Annotated in this window: 18 protein-coding genes; 8 read left to right on the top strand and 10 right to left on the bottom strand. The window is 68.4% G+C overall.

Annotation, left to right across the window (positions count from 1 at the left end; translation table 11 throughout):
* The first annotated feature begins 31 nt into the window (after window positions 1-31).
* Window positions 32-427 (top strand): lysozyme inhibitor LprI family protein, encoded by a 396-nt coding sequence (locus H9Q09_RS18290; protein WP_187392214.1) that lies wholly within the window; start codon window positions 32-34, stop codon window positions 425-427.
* Window positions 428-550: 123 nt separating this feature from the next.
* Here H9Q09_RS18290 and H9Q09_RS18295 read toward each other — a convergent pair whose 3' ends face one another.
* From H9Q09_RS18295 to H9Q09_RS18315, 5 genes are all read right to left on the bottom strand, one after another.
* Window positions 551-1594 carry an endonuclease/exonuclease/phosphatase family protein gene (locus H9Q09_RS18295; RefSeq protein WP_187392215.1) on the bottom strand — a complete coding sequence of 348 codons (1044 nt, stop codon included), beginning with the start codon at window positions 1592-1594 and terminating at the stop codon, window positions 551-553.
* Between the two features lie 5 nt (window positions 1595-1599).
* Window positions 1600-3102, bottom strand: a complete 1503-nt coding sequence (locus tag H9Q09_RS18300; protein ID WP_024348698.1) for an AMP nucleosidase — start codon at window positions 3100-3102, stop codon at window positions 1600-1602.
* Window positions 3103-3147: 45 nt separating this feature from the next.
* Window positions 3148-3336 carry a hypothetical protein gene (locus H9Q09_RS18305; RefSeq protein WP_024348697.1) on the bottom strand — a complete coding sequence of 63 codons (189 nt, stop codon included), beginning with the start codon at window positions 3334-3336 and terminating at the stop codon, window positions 3148-3150.
* 162 nt (window positions 3337-3498) lie between these two features.
* Window positions 3499-3840, bottom strand: coding sequence for a DUF2147 domain-containing protein (locus tag H9Q09_RS18310; protein ID WP_187392216.1), 342 nt, complete (start codon window positions 3838-3840; stop codon window positions 3499-3501).
* Window positions 3841-4005: 165 nt separating this feature from the next.
* On the bottom strand, window positions 4006-4350 hold the full coding sequence (locus H9Q09_RS18315; RefSeq protein ID WP_187392217.1) for a DUF2147 domain-containing protein: 345 nt from the start codon (window positions 4348-4350) through the stop codon (window positions 4006-4008).
* Between the two features lie 392 nt (window positions 4351-4742).
* Here H9Q09_RS18315 and H9Q09_RS18320 point away from each other — a divergent pair, with 392 nt between their 5' ends.
* Complete coding sequence (locus H9Q09_RS18320; protein WP_187392218.1) at window positions 4743-5015, top strand: hypothetical protein; 273 nt, start codon at window positions 4743-4745, stop codon at window positions 5013-5015.
* Between the two features lie 67 nt (window positions 5016-5082).
* Here the strand turns inward: H9Q09_RS18320 and H9Q09_RS18325 are convergent, their stop codons facing one another.
* The 4 genes from H9Q09_RS18325 to H9Q09_RS18340 form a co-directional block, all read right to left on the bottom strand.
* Window positions 5083-6195, bottom strand: a complete 1113-nt coding sequence (locus tag H9Q09_RS18325) for a pyridoxal phosphate-dependent aminotransferase (protein WP_187392219.1) — start codon at window positions 6193-6195, stop codon at window positions 5083-5085.
* A 90-nt stretch (window positions 6196-6285) separates the two neighbouring features.
* A complete protein-coding gene (locus tag H9Q09_RS18330; protein ID WP_187392220.1) occupies window positions 6286-6843 on the bottom strand; it encodes a gamma carbonic anhydrase family protein in 558 nt (185 codons plus the stop codon).
* A 73-nt stretch (window positions 6844-6916) separates the two neighbouring features.
* Window positions 6917-9547, bottom strand: a complete 2631-nt coding sequence (gene ligD / locus H9Q09_RS18335; RefSeq protein WP_187392221.1) for a DNA ligase D — start codon at window positions 9545-9547, stop codon at window positions 6917-6919.
* 12 nt (window positions 9548-9559) lie between these two features.
* Entirely contained in the window at window positions 9560-10525 is a 966-nt protein-coding gene (locus H9Q09_RS18340) for a Ku protein (protein ID WP_187392222.1), read from the bottom strand.
* Window positions 10526-10749: 224 nt separating this feature from the next.
* On the opposite strand from H9Q09_RS18340, the gene H9Q09_RS18345 reads away from it, so the two are divergent.
* The 4 genes from H9Q09_RS18345 to H9Q09_RS18360 all read left to right on the top strand — a co-directional run bounded on the left by H9Q09_RS18345 (window position 10750) and on the right by H9Q09_RS18360 (window position 17626).
* On the top strand, window positions 10750-11898 hold the full coding sequence (locus H9Q09_RS18345; protein ID WP_210315421.1) for a DNA repair exonuclease: 1149 nt from the start codon (window positions 10750-10752) through the stop codon (window positions 11896-11898).
* A 3-nt stretch (window positions 11899-11901) separates the two neighbouring features.
* Window positions 11902-14550 (top strand): AAA family ATPase, encoded by a 2649-nt coding sequence (locus H9Q09_RS18350; RefSeq protein WP_187392223.1) that lies wholly within the window; start codon window positions 11902-11904, stop codon window positions 14548-14550.
* 398 nt (window positions 14551-14948) lie between these two features.
* On the top strand, window positions 14949-16178 hold the full coding sequence (locus H9Q09_RS18355; protein WP_024348687.1) for a porin: 1230 nt from the start codon (window positions 14949-14951) through the stop codon (window positions 16176-16178).
* A 476-nt stretch (window positions 16179-16654) separates the two neighbouring features.
* Entirely contained in the window at window positions 16655-17626 is a 972-nt protein-coding gene (locus H9Q09_RS18360) for a hypothetical protein (protein WP_187392224.1), read from the top strand.
* Between the two features lie 41 nt (window positions 17627-17667).
* Here H9Q09_RS18360 and H9Q09_RS18365 read toward each other — a convergent pair whose 3' ends face one another.
* Window positions 17668-19794, bottom strand: coding sequence for a lytic transglycosylase domain-containing protein (locus tag H9Q09_RS18365; protein WP_187392254.1), 2127 nt, complete (start codon window positions 19792-19794; stop codon window positions 17668-17670).
* Window positions 19795-20221: 427 nt separating this feature from the next.
* Here H9Q09_RS18365 and dapA point away from each other — a divergent pair, with 427 nt between their 5' ends.
* Window positions 20222-21103, top strand: coding sequence for a 4-hydroxy-tetrahydrodipicolinate synthase (gene dapA, locus H9Q09_RS18370; protein WP_187392225.1), 882 nt, complete (start codon window positions 20222-20224; stop codon window positions 21101-21103).
* A gap of 89 nt (window positions 21104-21192) precedes the next feature.
* The gene (gene smpB / locus H9Q09_RS18375; protein WP_009208946.1) at window positions 21193-21666 is read left to right on the top strand and encodes an SsrA-binding protein SmpB; all 474 of its coding nucleotides are present in this window, start codon (window positions 21193-21195) and stop codon (window positions 21664-21666) included.
* Window positions 21667-21676: the final 10 nt, after the last annotated feature.

Consider the following 21676-nt stretch of genomic DNA (forward strand, 5'->3'; position numbering starts at 1 on the left):
TTGCACGTCGTGTCGTGAAGGGGAGACCGCCATGCACCTGGCTTTGCCGCTGATTGTCCTGGCTCTGCAGCTGCTGGCGCTGCCGGCGCGCGCCGACGACGCCTATGATGCGTGCCTGCGCGGGGCCGATGCCAGCATGCGGGAGATGGGGGACTGCGGCGGTGCCTGGATCGAGCGCGAGGATGCGCGCCTCAACGAGGCGTGGCAGGCGCTCCTGGCGGAGCTTCCCGAGGAGAGCCAGGAGATGCTGCGGGACGAGCAGCGGGCATGGCTCACCTATCGCGACCAGACCTGCCTGTTCTACCTGGATCCGGCCACATACTGTTCGATCGGCCGCCATTTGTCCTATCCGTCCTGCCGGGCTTTCGTCATCGCGCAGCGGACGCAGGCGTTGAACGAGATCCTGGTGTCGGTCGCGCCGCAGTAAGGGGGATCGATCCAGGATCCCCGAGGCCACCAACGATCCGAACCAGAGCATTAACCTGGTGCCGCCTCAGGGCGACGAGTGCCCGGTCTATCCGATAATATCGAAGCCGGAACGGCCGCAGAGCTACAGCGCGGCGGCCAGCGGGGTATCCGGGGCGGCCGGCGCCGGGGCCGGCAAGCTGAAGGTCGCGGCGATCGGCAGGTGATCGGAGGCGGTGGGCGCCAGCGTGCCGAGCTGCCGGATCACGATGCCGGGTGTCGCCAGCACGTGGTCGATCGGCAGGCCGATATAGGGCGCCAATGCTCCCGGCAGGGCGCGCAGGAGCCAGGTGAAGCCGATGCCCGTCATCGGTGTCGTGCCGCTGGCCGCCGCATAGGTTTCCAGTGCGGTGCTCCACGGTGCGGCGTTGAAGTCGCCGGCGACCAGCACCGGGCCGCGGAGCAGGCCCAGCGTCTCCTGCAGTTCGTCCAGCTGGCGCCAGTGGCCGAAGGGCCAGGGCCATTGCAAATGCTGGGAAACGATGGTCGCGACGGTGCCGTTGAAGTCGATGCGCCGCGCGGTGAAGCCGTTCACCACGTCGCAATATCCGGCCTCGTCGACGAAGGGGCGCTTCGACAGGATGGCGACGTTGCCCTGCGCGAAGGGGCCGCTGCAGTAGAACTGATGCGGATAGGTGGCCGACAGGGTTTCGAGCCGCGCCTGCCAGTCGCGCCCGGTTTCCTGCAGCGTGACGATGTCGGGCGCTTCGGCGGCGATCCGGCGGATGGCCTCGGCCGGCTCGGCGACGTCGTAGCGCAGATTCATCTGCAGCAGCCGATAGGCCGGCCGGCCCTCGACGGCGTCGGCGGCCATCGGGGTGCTGTCCGGCAGGACATAGGGCGCCACGGTCGCGAAGCCGGCGAGGGCTGCGGCGAGTGCCGCGGCGCCGGCGATGCGCGGGATGGCCGGGCCGGCGATCAGCGCGGCGATGCCGACGAGCAGGGCGGCGACCGACAGATGGGCGCGAAAATGCCCAACGGAATCGAAGGCGGCGACGCGATCGCCGAAGAAGCCGGCGACGATCGCCACGGCGCAGGCCAGCGCCAGGGCCGCGAGCGTCCACCGCAGCCAGCGGCGACCGCCGGTTCGCCCGCGCGCCGGCGCGTCTGTCGTTCCGGTTCCTGCCATGGTGCCTACTGGAACGCCGTCTCGAAGAAGGAGCGCAGCTTGCGCGAATGCACCCGCTCGGAGGGCAGTTCGGACATCAGCTCCAGTGCCCGCATGCCGATGCGCAGATGCTGGGCCACCTGGCGCTTGTAGAATTCCGTCGCCATGCCCGGCAGCTTCAACTCGCCATGCAGCGGCTTGTCGGAGACGCAGAGGAGGGTGCCGTAGGGCACGCGGAAGCGGAAGCCGTTGGCCGCGATGGTCGCCGATTCCATGTCGAGGGCGATGGCCCGCGACTGGGACAGGCGCTCGACCGGTTCGCGATGGTCGCGCAGTTCCCAGTTGCGGTTGTCGATGGTGGCGACCGTGCCGGTGCGCATGATCTTCTTCAGCTCGTAGCCGGACAGGCCGGTGACCTCCTCGACGGCCTTCTCCAGCGCCACCTGCACTTCGGCCAGGGCCGGGATCGGCACCCAGACCGGCAGGTCGGCGTCGAGGACGTGATCCTCGCGCACATAGGCATGGGCGAGGACGTAGTCGCCCAGCTCCTGGCTGTTTCTGAGGCCGGCGCAATGGCCGAGCATCAGCCAGGCATGGGGGCGCAGGACGGCGATGTGGTCGGTGATCGTCTTGGCGTTGGACGGGCCGACACCGATATTGACCATGGTGATGCCGTGGCCGTCGGCGCGCTTGAGGTGATAGGCCGGCATCTGCGGCAGCCGGGACGGGGCGACGCCCTGATGCGGCTTGGCCTCGCCGGGGCTGGTGACGACATTGCCCGGCTCGACGAATTCGACATAGCCATCACCGCCGCGCATCATCATCTCGCGCGCCATCATGCAGAATTCGTCGATGTAGAACTGGTAGTTCGTGAACAGGACGAAGTTCTGGAAATGCGCCGGATGGGTCGCGGTGTAGTGCGACAGCCTGTGCAGCGAATAGTCGACGCGCTGGGCCGTGAAGGGCGCCAGCGGCATCTCCTCGCCGGGGCCGGTCTCGTGGTTGCCGTTGACGATGCGGTCGTCGGTGGCTTCCAAATCCGGCACGTCGAAGACGTCGCGCAGCGGCCGGTCGAGCCGTTCGGCCATGCTGCCGTCCACATAGGTGCCTTCGCCGAAGGCGAAATGCAGCGGGATCGGCGTGGTGGAATCGCCGACCAGCACCGGCTGGCCGTGATTGCGGATCAGGAGCGCGATCTGGTCCACAAGATAGCGCTCGAACAGGTCCGGCCGGGTCACCGTCGTCGCGTAGCGGCCAGGGCGCGGCACATGGCCGAAGGCGAGGCGCGAATCGACCCGTGCATGGGTCGTCGTGGCCAGCGAGATTTCCGGATAATAGGCGCGGTAGCGATGGTCGAGATCGCCATCCTTCAGCACCGCGTCGAAGCTGTCGGACAGGAAAGCGACGGAGCGGCCATAGAGGCGGATGACTTCCGCGACGGCCTCCTGCGCATCCCAGTACGGGCGGCGTTCGGCGGTCTCGGGTGTGACGATGCGGCTCTCGGCCGGGGCGGGAACGATCTCGGTCATGCCCCTGTCTAACCGGCTGTCACGGCAGCGAGAAGACGCCCGGTCTCAAAAACCGCCGGTGGTGTTCTGAAGAACGATCGGATCGCGGACCAGCGGGCAGACGATCCCGCGGCGATAATCGCAATCGTCGCCGGTCAGGGATCCGAAGGCGCTGCCGGGGCGCTCGCCGATGTCCTGCACCAGGAAGCTCAGGACAGTGCCGATCCCGGCGATCAGGACCGTCAGCGCGGTCATTCGTGTCATCATGGTGCCGCCCTACAGCATTTTCGCCACAATTGCACATGGCGCTGAAGCGAGGCTGACACGCGCCCGGCTCGGATGGCCGGGCGAGAGTGGGTGCGGGGCCGCGGACGGGGCGAGCGTTGGGGCGAAGCGGTGCCGGTCAGGCGGCGTGGCTCAGAGCTTCACCCAGGTCTGGGTCTTGCAGAAGATCTTGAGGGCGCAGCCGGTGAGCTCCAGCTTGCCGCCTTTGACCACGGCGTTGCCGCTGTAGGTGCGGTCGTCGCGGGGATCGGTCACCTCGCCCTCGTAATCGGCGCCGCTGCCGGTCATGCGGCCGACGGACTTGCCCTTGTGCTGGCCGGAGATCACCTCGGCGCAATAGGCGCCACCGCAGCTCGACACCTGCACGATGCCGCCGCCCGGCGCGCGCCATTTGCCGACGATGGGCTCGGCGGCCCATGCGGAGGTGCCGAGCGCCATGGCGGCGGCGGCGGCTGCGATGAGGATCGTCTTCATGGCGGGCTCCGTGGTCTGTTCAGGATCGAACAGACAGAACGCCGCTGCCGCGCCAAGGGTTGCCGCAGTCGATATGTCGCCATCGACGAAAGGCCGAATGCGGGCCGGTGCGCGCCAAGTGATGCGCGGAACGGGCGGGCAGGGAGGCCTGCCCGCCGGGCCGGATCAGAGGCGGGTGAGGCTCTGCGAACGGCAGATCAGGCCGCCGAGGACGCAGCCGGAGACCGACAGCGTGTTGCCGGACAGCGCGCCCTTGCCGGAATATTCCTTGCCGCCCTTGGTGTAGTCGGTGACCGTGCCGGCATATTTGCCCTTGCCGGTCGGCTGCATCTGCCCGAAGGTTTTCCCCTTGTGGGGGCCGGTCGTGTAGGTCAGGCAGAAGGCGCCGCCGCAGCTGGTGATCTTGGCATTGTAGCCGGATGGCATCTTCCAGTTGCCCTCGATCGGATCGGCGTGCGCGATGCCGCCCATGCCAAGGCCGAGGGCGGCCGCCAGTATCAGTCGCTTCATGTTCTCGCTCCCCATCAGGGCAAGCCGGCGTCCTCCTCGACACCGTGACGCTTCCCTTCACGTAAGAGTAAACGAGACGCCGCAAATGGCAATGCTCGCGTCCCTGCCGGACGCGCGAATTCGGCGATGAGCACGAGGACGGAAAATCTGCCGCAAAGGCATGGAATGCGACGGCACGGTTAGCGGGGCGTGAATCTTCCGATGCGGCATAAGCCTGTCCGCAGATCCAATTATATCTATGGTTCAGCGGTTTACGCGCACTTTCCCGAACCAAATGCTCACACGCATTTATCTCGAATTAATCGAAAACTTTAAGCACCCCTTCAGTCGTCGCGGTCATTCTCGACCCATCGGACAGCAGCCGATCAACAGCGACAGGGACGCGAAAGACAATGGCTCGCATCGACTTCCAGAACTACGACGACATCTCGGCCAGCGGCGCGGTGTTCGTTGACGCCGACATCCTCTTCGACCTCGGCATGCGCGCGGCCTGCGGCCATGACGGCGCGGTCGATTTCGTCGCCGCCCACATGTATTTCAACCTCGCCGATCGCAAGGGTTCAAACGCGGCCGCCTATCACCGGCAGGACGTTGCCAGCCAGATGTCGAAGGCCGAGGTCGCCGCCGCGCTGCGCGCCGCGCGCCAGTGGATGACCCGTCACTGATCACCGGCGACGCGTCTCCACGGCATCGGGCGCATCGGCGCCCCGCCTCTGACATACGCGGCTGCCGTCAGGCCGTCCGGGGCCGGCCCACCTCCGCCAGCGCCTCGCCGAGCGCGGTCTCGAAGATCGCCAGATCCTCGTCGCGGCCGACGGTCACGCGGATCATCCGGTCGAGCGGCGCAACGCCCGGCATGCGGATGAACACGCCGCGCCGGATCACGGCTTCCAGGATCGCGCGGGCATAGGCCCCGTCGCCGCCGCAATCCATGGCGACGAAATTGGTCGCCGACGGCAGCGGGATCAGCCCGGCCGTCGTGGCGATCTGCGCCAGCCTGCCACGGGCGGCGACGATCTTCTCCACCGTCCGGCGCAGATAGTCCTGGTCGCGCAGCGCCGCGAGCGCGCCGACCTGCGACACGCGCGAAATGCCGAAATGGTTGCGGACCTTCTCGAACTGCACGATCGTCCCGGCTTCGCCGATGGCATAGGCGATGCGCGCACCGGCAAGGCCATAGGCCTTGGAGAAGGTGCGGAAGCGCAGAAGATTGGGGCGCATGACGCTCATCGCCGGCAGGGCCGAGGCGGGCGCCATGTCGGCATAGGCCTCGTCGAGAACGAGGATCGTCTCCGCCGGCACGGCGTCGATCAGCCGCTCGATCTCCGCCGCCTCGTACCAGGAACCGGTCGGATTGTCGGGATTGGAGACGTAGAGCAGCTTCGGCTTCAGTTCGCGCGTGCGGGCGATCAGCGCGTCGAGGTCCTCGCGGTCGTCGCGATAGGGCACGAAGTCCAGCGCCGCGCCGTGGCCGACCACATGGTAGTTAAAGGTCGGATAGGCGCCGTGGGAGGTGACGACGCGGTCGCCGGGCTCGCAGGTGAGGCGCACCAGCAGGCCGAGCAGCCCGTCGATACCTTCGCCCACCATGATGTTGTCCGGCGCAAGGTCGAGATGCGACGCCAGCGCCTCCTTCAGATGGTGATTGGCGGAATCGCCATAGCCCCAGCTATCGGCGGCGGCCCGCGTCATCGCCTCGACGGCCTTCGGCGACGGACCGAAGACGCTTTCATTGGCGCCGAGGCGGGCCTTGAAGCGCACGCCGGTCTGCCGCTCCAGCGCTTCCGGCCCGACGAAGGGCACCGAAGCGGGCAGCGATCGCACGAGATCGGTGAAGAGCGGCATGGGGAACTCCGGACGGGAATGGGAAGAGCCGCCGCAGCGCGGGGCGACGCGGCAGGCATGCGGCCCAGCGGCGATGGCCGGGCCGTGGGGTCAGGCCTTCGGCGCTTTGGCGTTGCCCGGCTCGATCGGCACGAGGCCCCTGGCGAAGCGCTGGGCATTGCGGGCGTAATGCTCGGCCGACAGCCTGAGCCCGGCCTCGGCCTTTTCGTCCAGCGTGCGGGCGACCCGCGCCGGCGCGCCGACGATCAGCGAATTGTCGGGGAATTCCTTGCCCTCGGTCACCAGCGCATTGGCGCCGACGATGCAGTTGCGGCCGATCTTGGCGCCGTTGAGCACCGTCGCGCCCATGCCGATCAGCGAATTGTCGCCGATGGTGCAGCCATGGACGATGGCGGCGTGGCCGAGGGTGCAGCCGGCACCGATGGTCAGCGGAAAGCCGGCATCGCTGTGCAGGGTGCAATTGTCCTGGATGTTGGTGTCGTCGCCGATGGTCATCCATTCGTTGTCGCCGCGCAGCACGGCGCCGAACCAGATGCCGACATTGCGGCCGAGCCGCACCCGGCCGATGACATGCGCCCCCGGCGCGACGAATACGCTGTTATCGTCCGGCAGTTCCGGCCGGTCTTCGTCGAGCGCGTAAATGGGCATGGGCAACCTCCCGAGCTGATGCGCAGCGAAACTGCGTCAGCGGGGGGCGGGAATCAAGCGCGGCGGCGGCGCCTCATTCCGCCACCGCCTTGAGCATCGCCTTGGTCAGCGACTGGCGCACCGAAGCGTAGTCGGCCCACGGATCGGCTTCGTCGAGGCGGGCGGCGACGGTGTCGAGGGTGAAGCTATTGGCGGCGTCGAGCTCGGCCAGTTCGTCCCAGGTGACGGGCGTCGCCACCGGCGCGCCGGCGCGCGAGCGAGTGGAATAGGGGGCAATGGCGGTCGCGCCGCGCTCGTTGCGCAGCCAGTCGATGAAGATCTTGCCCGTGCGCTTGGCCTTGGACATGGTGGCGACGTAGCGGTCCGGCTCCTCGCGCGCCTGCAGATGGGCGAAGCCGCGGGCGAAGGCTTTCAGATCGTCCCAGCCCTGGCGGCGCTCCAGCGGCGCGATGACGTGGACGCCCTTGCCGCCGGTGACCATGGCGAAGGTCGTCAGACCGAGATCGGCGAGGCTGTCGCGCAGGTCGAAGGCGGCCTGTTTCACGTCGCCGAAATCGAGGCCCTCGTCGGGATCGAGGTCGAAGACCAGCCGGTCGGGCTTTTCCAGCCTGTCGTTGTGGGCGCCCCAGATGTGAAATTCGAGCGTGTTCATCTGCACGGCGCCGACGAGGCCGGCGGCGCTGCCGACGGTGAGATAGTCGGCCTTGCTGCCGTCCTTCTCGGTGACGGCGACGGTCTCGACCGCGTCGGGAAAGCCGCCGCTGTCGTGTTTCTGGAAGAAGCAGCGCTTGTCACCACCCTGCGGGCAGCGGACCAGCGACAGCGGCCGGTTGCCGGCATGGGCCAGCATGCGGTCGGCGATCTTCTCGTAATAGAGAGCAAGGTCGCCCTTGGTGACGCCCTGGCCCTCGAAGACGACGCGCCCGGGATGGGTCAGCCGCACGGCGGCGACGCGATCGGGCGCAGCGCCGGTGCCCTGCGGCGACGGCGTCGCCTTCGCGGCGGACTTGCCGCCCTTGCGCCCCGACGCCGGAGCGGATGTCGGGCGTACGTCGGTCACGTCCCCGGCCTCCTTGTCCTCGCGCAGTCCCTTGAAGACGCCGTGGCGGATCGAGCCGTCGGCGGTGATCTCGGCAAACTCGATCTCGGCCACCAGAGTGGGCGTGACGAAGCGTGCTGCGCGCTTCACATCGGAGGCGAGTTCGGCGAAGGGCGAGGTCTTGCGCGCCAGATCGGCGAAGCGGGCCTTCAGATCGGCCATGGCCTCCTCGTCGAAGCCCGAACCGACACGGCCGCGATAGACCAGCGTGTCGCCGTCCATCACGCCGAGCAGGATCGAGGAGAATGGCCGGCTCTTCTTGTCCGACGGTTTCCAGCCGCCGATGACGAATTCCTGCCGGCGGGTGCATTTCACCTTCAGCCAGTTGCGCGAGCGGCCGCCGCGATAGGGCGCGTCGGCGCGCTTGGCGATGATGCCCTCATGGCCGGAGGCGCAGACCTTCTTGAAGACGGATTCGCCGCTGCCCGTGATGTGCTCGCTGTAGAGCAGCGTCTGGCTCTCGCGGCCGTCGAGGAGATCGCGCAGCGCCGCCTTGCGGTCGGTGAGCGGCTCATCGCGCAGATCCTCGCCATCGAGATGCAGGAGGTCGAAACAGAAGCAGGAGAGGGGGCCGCCCTCCGACAGATGCTTCTGGAGGGTGGAGAAATCGGTGCCGCCATCGTCGTCGAAGGCCACCACCTCGCCGTCGATCAGCGCGCTGCGGCAGTTCAGGGTCGCGGCGGCCTCGGCGATGCCGGTGAAGCGCTCCGTCCAGTCCTGCTCGTTGCGGGTCCAGCAGCTGACCTTGCCGTCGCCGATGGCGATCAGCACGCGGTAGCCGTCATATTTCATCTCGTGGACCCAGTCGCGCCCGGCCGGTGCCGTATCGACGAGGGTGGCGAGCTGCGGCGGGGAGAAGGCGGGCATCGGCAACGGCTTGCCCGCATTGCCCTTGGCGGGCTTGGCCGACGGCTTCTTGTCCTTCGCGGTGGTCTTCGCCTCGGTCGAGGACGCCTGACTTTTCTTTCCGCTCGTATCGTCGCTCTCGTCGTCGGCCGTGCGGTCGGTGTCCCAGACATCGTCGCCCTTGGCGATGGCGGCCATGCTGCGCCCGGTCTTCACGCTCTTGTCGGCCTTCAGGAGATTGCGCCGGCGATCGACCGCCTCGTCCTTCTCCTTGATCAGCAGCCAGTTCTCGCGCTTCTCGCCGTTTCGCGGCTTCATCCGCACGAGCGCCCAGTTGCCGCGCATGCGCTCGCCTTCGAGATGCATCTTGAGGCTGCCCTTGGCGAAGCCCTTGTCGGGATCCTCCAGCGGCTCCCAGGTTCCCTGGTCCCAGAGCATCACCGTGCCGCCGCCATATTCGCCCTTGGGGATCGTGCCCTCGAAGGTGCCGTAGTCCATCGGATGGTCTTCGGTGCGGACCGCGAGGCGCTTGTCGGCGGGGTCGAGGCTGGGCCCCTTGGTGACCGCCCAGCTCTTCAGGACGCCTTCCCACTCGATGCGGAAATCGTAGTGGAGGCGCGTCGCGTCATGCTTCTGGACGCAGAAGAACAGGCCGTCGCCGGCGATCTCCTCGGCCTCCGAGCCGCTGGGCTCGCGCGTCTTGGCGAAGTCGCGCTTTTGCCGGTAGGTTTCGAGCAGGGCGTCGCTCTTTGCTGCCATGACCGCGACCCGTCAGGCGCTCTTGCGCCGGCTGGTGGTGGCCTTCGCAGCCGAGCCGGACTTGGTCGATTTGCTGTCGCTCGCCTTGGTGCTGCGCGACTTCGGCGTGGTCTTGGCCTTGCTGCCCCGGGCGGACGACGCGCCGGACTTGGCCCCGCTCTTCTTCTCGCCGCTGTCGCCGCCGCCGCCTTCGAGGCTCTTCTTCAGGGTCGCCATCAGGTCGACGACATTGCTGCCCTTGCTGGCCGGTGCCGGCTCGTCGTCCTCGACGGTGACGCGGGCCTTGCCGCCCTTCTTGCGCTTCTCGGCGATCAGCGCCTTGAGGGCCGCTGTGTAGTGGTTCTTGAAATTGGAGGCGTCGAAGGGGGCGGTCTTCTTCTCGATGAGCTGGGTCGCAACGTCGAGGAGATCGCCGTCGGTCTCCGCATCGGAGATGTCGGAGAAGATCGTATCGGACTTGCGGATCTCGTCCTCGTAATGAAGCGTCTCCAGCAGCAGGCCCGTGCCGCAGGGGCGCAGCGCCACGAGATATTCCTTGCCGCGCAGCGACAGCTGGCCGAGCCCGGTCTTCTTGGCCTGGCGCAAGGCGTCGCGCACGACGCGGAAGGCGTCCTCGGCGAGCTCGTCCTGGGGCACGACATAATAGGGCTTGTCGAAATAGAGCGGCGGGATCGAGCACGTGTCGACGAACTGGACGAGCTCCAGCGTCTTTTTGGTCTCGATCTTGACGTCCTCGATCTCCTCGTCGGTGAGCAGCACGTAGTCGTCCTTGCCGACCTCGTAGCCCTTGACGATCTCGTCCTTGTCGACCGGGCCGATGCCTTCCACCACCTTGTCGTAATGGATGCGCTTGCCGCTCTCGCGATGGATCTGGCGGAAACTGATCGAGGCGCCGGACTGGGTGGCCGAGAACATTTCGACCGGGATCGAGACGAGGGAAAGCCGGATCTGGCCTTTCCAGATGGGACGAGGCGCCATTCACATACTCCAGACAAGACAGACTGCCGCGCCGGTAGAACGGACGCGGGCGGCGACTCGTTCCCGTTGAGTCACCCCGTCGCCCTGCGCGCGTTGGCGCACGGCGAAAAGTGGTTGATGGCTAAGGGCTGTGCCGCCGCAACCTTGCGTATCGGCCGGCACTCGGGCAGCACGTTCTGCAAACGCCATCCTCGCCCTGCAACCGAACCGACCGCGCCAAGCCCTTGATCCGGATTCTCCATACCGCCGACTGGCAGGTCGGAAAGCCCTTCGGCCAGTTCGAGCCGGACCGCCGCGGCGAGCTGCGGGCCGAGCGTTTCGCCGTGGTCGCGCGGATCGCCGCGCTGGCGCAGGCGCGCGGCTGCGACGCGGTGCTGGTGGCGGGCGACGCCTTCGACGACAACACGGTGTCCGATCGCGATCTGCACCGGACGCTGGAGGCGATGGCGGGCTTTTCCGGCCCGTGGATCATGCTGCCGGGCAATCACGACGCGGCCTTGAGCGAATCCGTCTGGACGCGGCTGCGCCGGCGCAGCGGCCAGGCTGCGGTGATCATCGCCGACCGGCCGGAGCCGATCGATCTGAAGGACGGCGCGGCGGCGATCCTGCCGGCGCCGCTGACCCGCCGCCACGAGGGCGCCGATCTGACGGCCTGGTTCGACCATTCCGAGACGCCCGCCGGCACCGTGCGCATCGGGCTGGCCCACGGCTCGGTCGCCAACCGGCTGCCGGCCAAGGCCGAATCCGGCAATCCGATCGCCGACGACCGCACCGAACGGGCGCGGCTCGACTATCTGGCGCTCGGCGACTGGCACGGCTTCGTCGAGATCGCGCCGCGCACGGTCTATGCCGGCACGCCCGAGCCGGACCGCTACCCCGCCAACGAGCCCGGCCATGTGGCGATCGTCGAGATCGACGCGCCGGGCGCGGCGCCGCGCATCGAGCGGGTGCGCACCGCCCGCTTCGACTGGCGCGCGATGGACCTCAGGCTCGACGGCGCCATCGACGGCCTCGACGCGGCGTTGGCGGAACTGACCCGTCCCGGCGAGACCCTGCTCGACCTCACCCTGACCGGCAGCCTGCCGCTGCGCGAACGGGTGCGGCTGGACGCGGCGCTGGGCGAGTGGTCGGCGCGGCTCTTCGATCTGCGGCTGCGGGACGCCGGACTGATCGACGAGCCGGACGCGGAGGATCTCGACCTGATCGATGTCGGCGGCTTCGTGCGCGAGGCCATCGACAAGCTGCGCGAACGGGCGGCCGATCCGCAGGACCCCGAGCGCGCCGCCGCGCAGCTGGCATTGCGCATGGCCTATGTCGAGCACCGCCGGCTCTTAGGCACCGCGGCCGACGGCTCCGGCACGGCGAAGGGCTGAGCCATGTATCTGAAGTCGCTGCGCCTCACCGATTTCGCCGGCATCCGCTCGGCCGAACTGCCGCTGATCGAGCCGGGCCTCAATGTCATCGTCGGCGACAACGAGGCCGGCAAGTCGACGCTCTTGACCGCGCTGCGCGCCGCCTTCTTCCAGAAGCACCGGGCCGGCGGCGAGGCGGTGAAGGCGCTCGGTCCCTATGACCGGCAGGCACGACCCGAAGTCGAGGTCGGTTTCGAGATCGACGGGACGAGCTACACGCTGACCAAGGCCTTCCTGCAGCGGCCGGCGGCCGAGCTCGTCTGGGCCGGCGGCAAGCTGTCCGGCGACGCGGTGGAGGAGCATCTCGCCGAGTTGTTCCGCTTCACTCATCCGGGCGCGGGTGAGCCGAAACTCGACAAGCACCAGGGCGCTTTCGGCCTGTTGTGGGTCGAGCAGGGGCGTTCGACCGGCGGTCTCGACGTCGGTGTCGGCCGCGACGCGGTGACGGCTTCGCTGGAAGGCGAGGTGGGACAGATTCTCGGCGGCGAGCGCGGGCGCAGCCTGATCGCCAGCGCCAAGGCGCTGCAGGACCGTTTCTTTACCGAGACGCTGAAGGTCGCCCGCTCGTCGCCGGTGCGCGAGACGGAAGAGCGTCTGGCGGAGCTGCGCGACGAGCTGTCCGCCAAGACGGCGCTCTGGCGCGACTTCCAGGACCGGCTCGACCGGCTGGAAGAGCGGCGGCGCAAGCTGCGCGCCTATGAGCGCGACGCCGCCCTGCCGAAGGCCGAGCAGGCCCTGGAGGCGGCCGAAGCGGCGGCGGTGCGGGCGGAAAACCTCGACCGGGAATGCGGCGAGGCCGAGCGCGACGTGCAGCATGCGCTGGCGCGGCGTGACGCGGCGGCCGAGCGGCTGTCCCAGCGCGACAAGCTGGTGGCGACGGTGGCCGAGGCGGCGCGGGTGGCCGGGGAGAGCGCGGCCACGCTCGACGAGTTGCGGGCGGCAGGCGTCGAGGAACGGGTCGGGCTGGAGCGGGCGGAAGCGGCGCGCGAGGCCGCGCGGCTGGCCGCCGAACAGGCCGACGCCGCCGACGAGGCGCAGCGTTCGCGCGCCGAGGTGAAGCGCCTGACCGACGAGATCGCCGCGCTGGAGCGCCGCCTGACGGAAGGCCGGACGCTGGATGCGCGCCTCGCCGAACTGCGCCGGCCCGACGGCGCGCCGGCGATCGACGCGGCGGCCATCAAGGCGCTCGATGCGGCCGACCAGCGGGTACGGGACGCCGCGGTTCGCCTGTCGGTGGCCGCGCCGACCATCCGGTTCGAGCCGGACGGTGGCGCCGGCGTCACCGACCCGGCCGGGCAGGCCGTGGCGCCCGGCGCTGCCGTTCGGGTGACGGTCCCCACCGGCTTCACGCTCGATGGCTTCGGCCGGATCGTGGTGGCGCCCGGCGGTGACGCGGAAACCCTCCGCCATGACAGCGAAGCGGCAGCAACCGAGCGCGCGGCGCTCTTGAAACGCTTCGGCGTCGAATCGACCGACGCGGCGCGCGCCCGCGCAAGGGTCGCCGAGGAGCGCCGGATCGAGGCGGCCGCGCTGACCCGGCAGCTGGCAGCGCTTCTGCCCGAGGGCGTGACGGCCACGGTGTCGACGCTCGACGAGCTGCGAAGCGGCCTTGCGCGGCTTGCAGCCGCATCGCCGGAAGCTGGGGAGCAAAGCGCCGAGCCGCTTGCGGCCGATGGCGAGCGCATCCGGCAGATTCGCCAGGAAGCGCGGCGGCGCCTCGATGCGGCTGGCGCCGAACTGGAGCAGGTGCGCCGGGCGGCATCCGGCAGTCTCGCCCGGATCGCCGCGGCAGAATCGGAGGCCGAGTTCCGGCGGGCCGAGGCCGATCGGTTGCGCCGCGAACTCGCCGAAGCCGAAGCCGTGCGGCCGCGCACGGCGCTGGCCGAGGATCTGGCGGCGGCGGAGCTGGAGCGTTCGGCCAAGGCCGCCGTTGCGGCGATGCGCCAGCGCGAACGCGACAATGCCGATCCGGAGACGGTGCGCCTCACCCTGACGACACGCAGGAAGGCGCTCGAATCGATCCGCCGCGACATGGCGGCGCTGAAGGACGAAGCGCTGACGCTGGAAGGCGAGCTGCGGGCCCAGGGCGCCACCGGCCTCGGCGAGGAGATCGCCCGTCTCGAGGGCGAGATCGGCACGCTGGAGACGCGGCTTTCGCGCCTCAGGCTCGAAGCCGACGCCTCGCGCCTGCTGCACACCACGCTGATCGGCGCCCAGCGCGAGGCGCGCGAACATTGGCTGGGGCCGATCAAGACCCAGGTCGCGCCCTATCTGAAGCTGATCCATCCCGGCACCGAGATTGAGCTCGACGACACCACGCTGGAAATCCGCAGCCTGCACCGGGCCGGCGTCGCGGAAGATTTCCGCCGCCTGTCGGCGGGCGCGCGGGAACAGGTCGCCGTCGTCACCCGCATCGCGCTCGCCCACGTCCTGAAGAAGGGCGGGCATCCGGCCGCGGTGATCCTCGACGATGCGCTGGTCAATACGGACGAGAAGCGCCTGGAGCGGATGCATCTCGTCCTGCAGAAGGCGGCGGAGGATCTGCAGATCATCGTCCTGACCTGCCGCGAGCGGGACTTCCGCGATCTCGGGGCGCCGATCTTCCGACTCTGACCCGCTGGACGGCTGCTTCGGGGCGGGAATCACCCGCGCCGCATTTCGGGCCTCGAAGGGGCAAAAGCCGTTTGGAGGGCCTGTTCCGCGCGGTCCGGGGCCCGGCAAGGCTCCGGGCGAAGGCCGTCAGCGGCGGCCGCAAACCCCTGCAAACCGGCGATTCTTAACAAGTGGTGAATGAAAAAGTGGCATCCCCGCAACAGGGGTGTGTCCAAAGCACCCCAGAAGCCCCAATGTGGCATTTAGGCGATTGCATCCAGAACGCTGGTGGATATTGTCGCCACAGAGAGATCGAGGGGGCATTCGCTTCGGACTTTCGCACAGGGGATGGGGCAGGGAAGGCTGTCCTTCGTATAAGGCCCAACCCTAACCTATAAAAAATGACTGGAGGTCAGGACATGAACATTAAGAGCCTTCTTCTCGGCTCCGCTGCGGCTCTCGTCGCAGTCTCCGGCGCCCGCGCTGCGGACGTCATTATGCCGGTTGCTCCGGAGCCGGTCGACTACGTTCGCGTTTGCGACGTTTACGGCACGGGCTTCTACTACATCCCGGGCACCGAGACCTGCCTGTCGATCAACGGCTACGTACGCTTCCAGTACAACGTCGCTGGCGGCATCGAGGACGACTTCGGCAACGACTACCTCACGAACCTCGAAGGCGACAACTACCAGGCCGGCTCCGCCGTCCGCGTCCGCCTGAACTTCGACGCTCGTGAAGAGACCGAGCTCGGCACCCTGCGCGCCTTCGCTCGCGTCCAGGCTCAGAACGCCTTCGGCGCCTACAGCAACGACGCCAACTACCGCATGGACATGGGCTTCATCCAGCTCGGTGGCCTGACCATGGGTTACCTGGACAGCCTCTGGACCGAAGGCGACGGCCTGCTGACGGATACGGACCTGCCGGTCGGTGACTACCAGACCAACCGCGTCTCCTACACCTACGCTGCAAACGGCTTTACCGCCGCTCTGTCGCTCGAAGACGATGGCACGGGCGACTTTGCTCCGGACGTCGTTGGTCGCCTGGCCTATGCCGGTGGCTGGGGCTCGATCTACCTCGCCGGTTCGTACGACGAGGAAGTCGACTTCGCTACGGGCCTGATCAACCGTGCGTCCTTCGCACCGTTCGTCGTCGGCTTCGATCCGCGCGAAGACGATGGTGCTTTCGCTCTGAAGGCCGGTCTGTCCCTCACGGACCTGATCGCTGCCGACTCCGAGCTGAAGATCGAGGGTTCCTACGCCTTCGACCCGTCGAGCTACTCCACGATCGGCCTGTTCTCGAATGCCGCTACGCTCGGCACGCAGATCGACCTGTTCACCGGTACCCTGCCGGTCGAGTGGCAGATCGGTGCTGGTTACGCTCAGCAGTTCGGCAAGCTCGGCATCGCCGTGTCCGGCGTCTACGGTGAGACCTTCGACACCTACGGCTTCACCACTGCCACCGCCTTCACGAACCGTGGCAACGGCGACTACTACAAGCTGGTCGGTAACGTCGGCTACGAGATCACCAACAACTTCGACATGCTGGCTGAGATCTCCTACGCCAACCTCGACTTCAACGGCGACAACGGCTTCGCTGACAACTCGATCGACCAGACGGCGGGCTTCCTCCGCTTCGTCCGCTCCTTCTAATAGAGCAGACATATCGTCTAGAGAGCCCGGCGTTCGCGCCGGGCTCTTTTTGTTTGCGGCCGTGACTGTCAGCGCAAGACGTCCGTCCGGCGGATCGACGGTCCTGTCGACCGGCGGTTGCCGCGCTGCACACTCCCACTAGCTAGTCCCGCATCTTCATCGACTGCGGAGCCGGCCAGATGACGTCCTTCCTTGGCAAGTTGATCGTGCTTGCCGCCACGACCGCGGGTCTCACCCGACTGTCCAGCCTTCTTCGCGGCGACAGCGGCCGGGCAGGGACCCGGGGGACCAGGGACGCCAAGACCTCCCAACCTGCTGAAACACCGGCCCCCGCGCGAACAGACGCGGCCGAGGCCGTCGACAATGCTGCGGCGGGGGAGGGACCTGCTGCGCCCAAGGCCGACGCGCCGGGCGTTACCGATCAGGACGCGTCGTCCGCATCGAACGCCGCGGGCGCAGACGCCGCGAAGGCAGAGGTGGCGGCGAAGCCTGCCGCCGCGCCAAAATCTGCGGCACCGGTCCCGCCGGAAGACCCGCTCGCCGTCAAGCACCGGGCCGCGCCCTTCGACCGCAATTTCCGCTCGGTGGACTACACCCGATTGTCGCAGGACCGGGCGACGATCGCTGAGGATCGCGCGCGTCAGCGGCGCATGCACTCGACCTGGAGCCCGCCACCGCCGGACCAGAGGCGACCAGCCGAACCCAGCCAGTCGGGTGTGTTCTCGAATTTCGGCGGCAGCGTCATCGCGGCGGAGGTGATCCGCGGTGGCGAGGCCGGGCGCGTTCCCGATCCCATGCCGCAGCTTCCGGGCGAACGGATCGCGTTCTCCGGGCCGCATCCCGATGCGCCGACGCCCGATCTCGCCGATCGTGAAGGCATACCGGCCGACCCGCTGGCGGTGAAGCACCGTTCCGAGCGTTTCGACCAGGATTTCCGGACGGTGGATTATGCCAATCTCGATGGCGGCGAAGCAGCGCCCGGGATGGTCGAGGACGGCAGTGCCGTGCCGCCGGCCCTGACGCCGGTGCCTGCCGATGACGGGTCCTATGTCGCCGCGTTCCGCACCGCCGGAGGGCCGGCGCCGTTGCGCGGCGCGCCGGCAAGCGCGGACATGGAGCCGGACCCGGACGGCGGAAGTTCAGCCAGTGCGGGCGGCGAGGATGCAGGTGTCGAGGCGGCGCCTGCTGCCGCAGCCGCCGATGCGTCGGTGATTGACAACGGACAGGGCGCGGACGCGCCGGACGATCTCACGCAGATCAAGGGGATCGGCCCGACGGTGGAGCGTCTCCTGTTCGAGCAGGGCATCTTCCGCTTCGACCAGATCGCGGCACTCGGCGAGAGCGAGATCGCGGCAATCGAAGCGGCGATCGGCTTCAGCGGCCGGATCGGCCGGGAGGCCTGGGTCGAACAGGCCCGTGCCCTGTCCCAGGGCAAGGCGGCTGGCTGAGGCCGGCGCGCCCACCATGTAAGGGCTTCAAGCGGCGGCCGTCAGCCGCCGCGGCCGAAGCGCAGGTCGCGCTCGATGTCGAAGCCGGCGCCGAGGCGCATCTTGTAGACCCCGTAATTTTCCATGATCCGCTGCACGTAGTTGCGGGTCTCGGTGTAGGGTATGCGCTCGACCCAGTCGACGACCTGATCGAGCGGCTTGCCACGCGGATCGCCGAACCGCTCGATCCATTCGCGGGCGCGACGCGGGCCGGCATTGTAGGCCGCGAAAGTGAGCACGTAGGAGCCGCCGAAATCGGCGATCTGCTCGCCGAGGAAATGTGCGCCGAGGGTGGCGTTGTAGCCGGGGTCGCTGGTCAGCCGGTCCGGCGAATAGCTGACGCCCACCTTGCGGGCGACGCTCTTGGCGGTGTTCGGCATGAGCTGCAGCAGGCCGAGCGCGCCGGCCGATGAGCGGGCCTTCGGGTTGAAGGCGCTTTCCTGACGCGCGATGGCGTAGGCCAGCGCCTTGCCCGCCGCCGAGATGTTGGCGCTCGCCGGGATCACGCCGATGGGGAAGGCGAGGGCCGGGGCGTCGATGCCGCGCCAATAGGCGAGCTTGCCGACCTGCAGCACCAGGTGATGGTCGCCGCGTCGCTCCGCCATGACCGAGAGAAGCGCGAGTTCGCCCGGGCTCTCCAGTTCGTCCGCGAGCGCGCGATAGAGGCTGTCGGCGCGCCAGTCGGAGCCGATCTCCTCAAGGCGCCGGATCGCGCGGACCGCCTCGCGCTGTTCGAAGCGGCGGCGCTCGGCGTCGCTCGGCCGGGGAAAGCTGATCGCTTCCGGCTTGCGGCCGAGGCGCGCGGCCGCGAGCTGGCCGTAATAGGTCGCCGGATAATGCGCGGCCTTGGCATAATAGCTGGCCGCCGAGCCCGACGCGCCAGCTTCCGCCGAACGGCCGAGCCAGTAATAGCCGCGCGACAGGGACAGCGGCATGCTGGAGATCTGGACGATCTGGGCGAAATGGCGCTGCGCCGTCACCGGGTCGTTGAGGAAGCGCATGGCGATCCAGCCGGCGTGGAACTCGGCCTCGACCTGTTCCTGGGGGCTTTCGGCCAGATGCATGGCGGCGACGCGATAGGCGAGCTTCGGCTTGCCGAGATCGAGGAGATCGCGGGCGACGATGCGGCGCTCGTTCCACCAGGCGTCGGGATCGACCAGCGCATCGACATCTCGCGGGGCGTCGATGAGGAGTTGCGCGGCTTCCTCGACCTTGTCGTGCTTGCGGTTGTACTCGATCAACGCGAGGCGGTAGCCCGGATCGGCGCGCTCGGCCTTCGGCACCGCCGACAACAGCTTGGCGGCATTGCCCTCGTTGCGGATCACCGCGGCGCGCGCGGCGTAGAGCGCCTTGGCGCCGGCCATGCCGACGACGCGCCCGGCATCGGTCACGCGCTCGGCATAGAGCAGCATGTCCATGCGGCGCTTGTGGTCGGCCCGCGACAGAAGCGACTGGAAATTCGCCAGGAACTGGCGCTCGACATCCTTGTCGAGGCGTTCCTCGCGCCAGACCCGCGACACCAGCGCCTTGGCGCGGCCGGCATCGCCGGCGGCCAGATAGGCGCGGGCCAGCGCCATCGCGCCCTCGGGGCTTTCCGGCTTGCCGTTGCCGAAGGCGCGGATCACTTCGCCCGCCGGCAGCTGCTCGCGATAGAGCGCCTTCTCGCTGTTGATCCGCAGCGTCTTGGTGCCGGGCCAGCTGGCGAGCTCGGTGGCGGTGCGGGCGATCTCGGCGGCCGGCACGTCCTTGCCGCCGGTCAGGCCGATCGCCCAGGAGAGTATGTGGCGGTCGAGCGAGCCGGGCACCATGCCCTCGCGGATGGCACGGGCCTTCTGGGCGTTGCGGTCGGAGAGCGCCTGCAGGCCGTCCTTCAGTTCGCCGCGCATCGGCTGCACCGAACCGAGGCGCGGGGTCATTGCCGCGATCGAGGCGGTGAAGGCGCTGGCGCCGGCCGGGGTGGCCGCGGGGGCGGCCTGGGCGAGGGCCGGGCTCTGGCGCGCGGTGACCGTTCGGCCGAAGCGCCACGGATCCATCGGAACGCCGGCCGCATGGACGGCGGGCCGCGACGTCGGCAACGGGCCGAGCAGGGGCAACACGGCCTCCTGGGCCAGTGTGGACGTGGCCGTCATGGCGGAGATCACCGCTGCAATCACGAGCCGCTGCGCAAGATTCTGTGCTGTCATGGCCAACCTTCTGGACGTCCGGACCGAGGCAGATGGACTGCCGGGCCCCGCCACTTCCGCTCGCAATCGCCGCTGCCTGTGACCGTCGCGATCGGGGCATGGCGGATTGCCGGAATGGTTTGCAAATCTCTCACGACCACGATTAAAGCGCCGTTACCGGCAACAGTCACGAGGCTTCGGGCGGGACGGCCTCCGGGCGCTGCTTGTTTCGCCCCGACCGCTTCAATATGGTGCCGCGATCCCGGACCGATTGCAGCTTCCGGCACGCCATCTTCGGGTGGTCCAGCGGGCGACGGTCGTCGGCCAGATGACATTCACGAGACGAAGCGCGTGCCGCCGTTCGATGACCGGCATGTGGGGAGAAAGAGAGAGCATGTTCAAGGGTTCGCTGCCGGCGTTGGTGACGCCGTTCGCCGAAGACGGATCGCTGGACGAGGCGACGTTCGCGGCCTTCGTCGAATGGCAGATCGGCGAGGGCTCGCACGGTCTGGTGCCCGTCGGCACGACGGGCGAGAGCCCGACGCTGACCCATGGCGAGCACAAGCGCATCGTCGAGATCTGCATCGAGACGACGCGCGGCCGGGTGCCGGTGGTGGCGGGTGCCGGCTCGAACAACACGGTCGAGGCGATCGAACTCGCGCAGTTCGCCGAAAAGGCCGGCGCCGATGGCCTTCTGGTCGTCACGCCCTACTACAACAAGCCGAACCAGAAGGGCCTCTACGCCCATTACGCCGCCATCGCCCGGTCGGTGTCGCTGCCTGTCATCATCTACAACATCCCCGGGCGCTCGGTCATCGACATGACGCCGGAGACGATGGGCCGGCTGGCGGCGGATTTCTCCAACATCATCGGCGTCAAGGACGCGACCAGCCGCGTCGAGCGCGTGTCGGAGCAGCGGATCACCTGCGGCCCCGACTTCCTGCAGCTGTCCGGCGAGGACGCCTCGGCGCTTGGCTTCAACGCCCATGGCGGCCAGGGCTGCATCTCGGTGACGGCGAATGTCGCGCCGAAGCTGGGGGCCGAATTCCAGTCGGCCTGCCTTGCCGGCGACTACGCCAAGGCCCTGGAGATCCAGGACAAGCTGATGCCGCTGCACAAGGCGCTGTTCATCGAGCCGAACCCGACCGGCGTGAAATACGCCCTGTCGAAGCTCGGCAAGCTGGGCAACCGCCTGCGCTCGCCGCTGGTGCCGATCGACGAATCCACCGAGCGCACGATCGACGCGGCGCTGAAGCATGCCGGCCTGACCGGCTGATCTGCCGTCGCACGGCGGTCGAAACCATGCCGTCTCGCCCCTATATCATGGGGCGAGAGGAGCGCGGCCGGGCCGCGCGCGAGGTTTGAATGGCGAAGAAGAAGAAATCGGCAGGCTCGAACGTTGCGGCGGAGAACCGCAAGGCCCGCTTCAATTACGAGATCCTCGACACGCTGGAGGCCGGCCTCGTCCTGACCGGGACCGAGGTGAAGTCGCTGCGCGAGGGGCGGGCGTCGATCGCCGAGTCCTACGCCAGCGAAGAGGGCGGCGAGCTCTGGCTGATCAACTCCAACCTGCCGGAATATCTGCAGGCCAACCGCTTCAACCATGTGCCGAAGCGGCGGCGGAAGATTCTCGTGCATCGCACCCAGCTCAGCCGGCTGGCGAGCGCGATCCAGAAGGACGGCATGACGCTGGTGCCGCTGCGGATCTATTTCAACGATCGCGGCGTGGCCAAGCTGCAGCTGGCGCTGGCGCGCGGCAAGAACGCGCCGGACAAGCGGCAGACCATGAAGGAACGCGACTGGAACCGGCAGAAGCAGCGGATCCTGAAGGAAGCCTGAGCCGGAGGTG

Origin of the sequence: Aurantimonas sp. DM33-3, from assembly GCF_014334315.1 — a bacterium.
Lineage (GTDB): Bacteria > Pseudomonadota > Alphaproteobacteria > Rhizobiales > Rhizobiaceae > Aurantimonas > Aurantimonas coralicida.

Excerpts from the sequence above, each read along its gene's own strand:
- smpB (WP_009208946.1), top strand. The coding sequence starts at position 21,193 with ATGGCGAAGAAGAAGAAATCGGCAGGCTCGAACGTTGCGGCGGAGAAC.
- H9Q09_RS18315 (WP_187392217.1), bottom strand. The coding sequence starts at position 4,350 with ATGAAGCGACTGATACTGGCGGCCGCCCTCGGCCTTGGCATGGGCGGC.
- H9Q09_RS18305 (WP_024348697.1), bottom strand. The coding sequence starts at position 3,336 with ATGACCGCGCTGACGGTCCTGATCGCCGGGATCGGCACTGTCCTGAGC.
- H9Q09_RS18290 (WP_187392214.1), top strand. The coding sequence starts at position 32 with ATGCACCTGGCTTTGCCGCTGATTGTCCTGGCTCTGCAGCTGCTGGCG.
- H9Q09_RS18300 (WP_024348698.1), bottom strand. The coding sequence starts at position 3,102 with ATGACCGAGATCGTTCCCGCCCCGGCCGAGAGCCGCATCGTCACACCC.
- H9Q09_RS18310 (WP_187392216.1), bottom strand. The coding sequence starts at position 3,840 with ATGAAGACGATCCTCATCGCAGCCGCCGCCGCCGCCATGGCGCTCGGC.
- ligD (WP_187392221.1), bottom strand. The coding sequence starts at position 9,547 with ATGGCAGCAAAGAGCGACGCCCTGCTCGAAACCTACCGGCAAAAGCGC.
- H9Q09_RS18365 (WP_187392254.1), bottom strand. The coding sequence starts at position 19,794 with ATGACGGCCACGTCCACACTGGCCCAGGAGGCCGTGTTGCCCCTGCTC.
- dapA (WP_187392225.1), top strand. The coding sequence starts at position 20,222 with ATGTTCAAGGGTTCGCTGCCGGCGTTGGTGACGCCGTTCGCCGAAGAC.
- H9Q09_RS18330 (WP_187392220.1), bottom strand. The coding sequence starts at position 6,843 with ATGCCCATTTACGCGCTCGACGAAGACCGGCCGGAACTGCCGGACGAT.
- H9Q09_RS18355 (WP_024348687.1), top strand. The coding sequence starts at position 14,949 with ATGAACATTAAGAGCCTTCTTCTCGGCTCCGCTGCGGCTCTCGTCGCA.
- H9Q09_RS18325 (WP_187392219.1), bottom strand. The coding sequence starts at position 6,195 with ATGCCGCTCTTCACCGATCTCGTGCGATCGCTGCCCGCTTCGGTGCCC.
- H9Q09_RS18350 (WP_187392223.1), top strand. The coding sequence starts at position 11,902 with ATGTATCTGAAGTCGCTGCGCCTCACCGATTTCGCCGGCATCCGCTCG.
- H9Q09_RS18320 (WP_187392218.1), top strand. The coding sequence starts at position 4,743 with ATGGCTCGCATCGACTTCCAGAACTACGACGACATCTCGGCCAGCGGC.
- H9Q09_RS18340 (WP_187392222.1), bottom strand. The coding sequence starts at position 10,525 with ATGGCGCCTCGTCCCATCTGGAAAGGCCAGATCCGGCTTTCCCTCGTC.
- H9Q09_RS18295 (WP_187392215.1), bottom strand. The coding sequence starts at position 1,594 with ATGGCAGGAACCGGAACGACAGACGCGCCGGCGCGCGGGCGAACCGGC.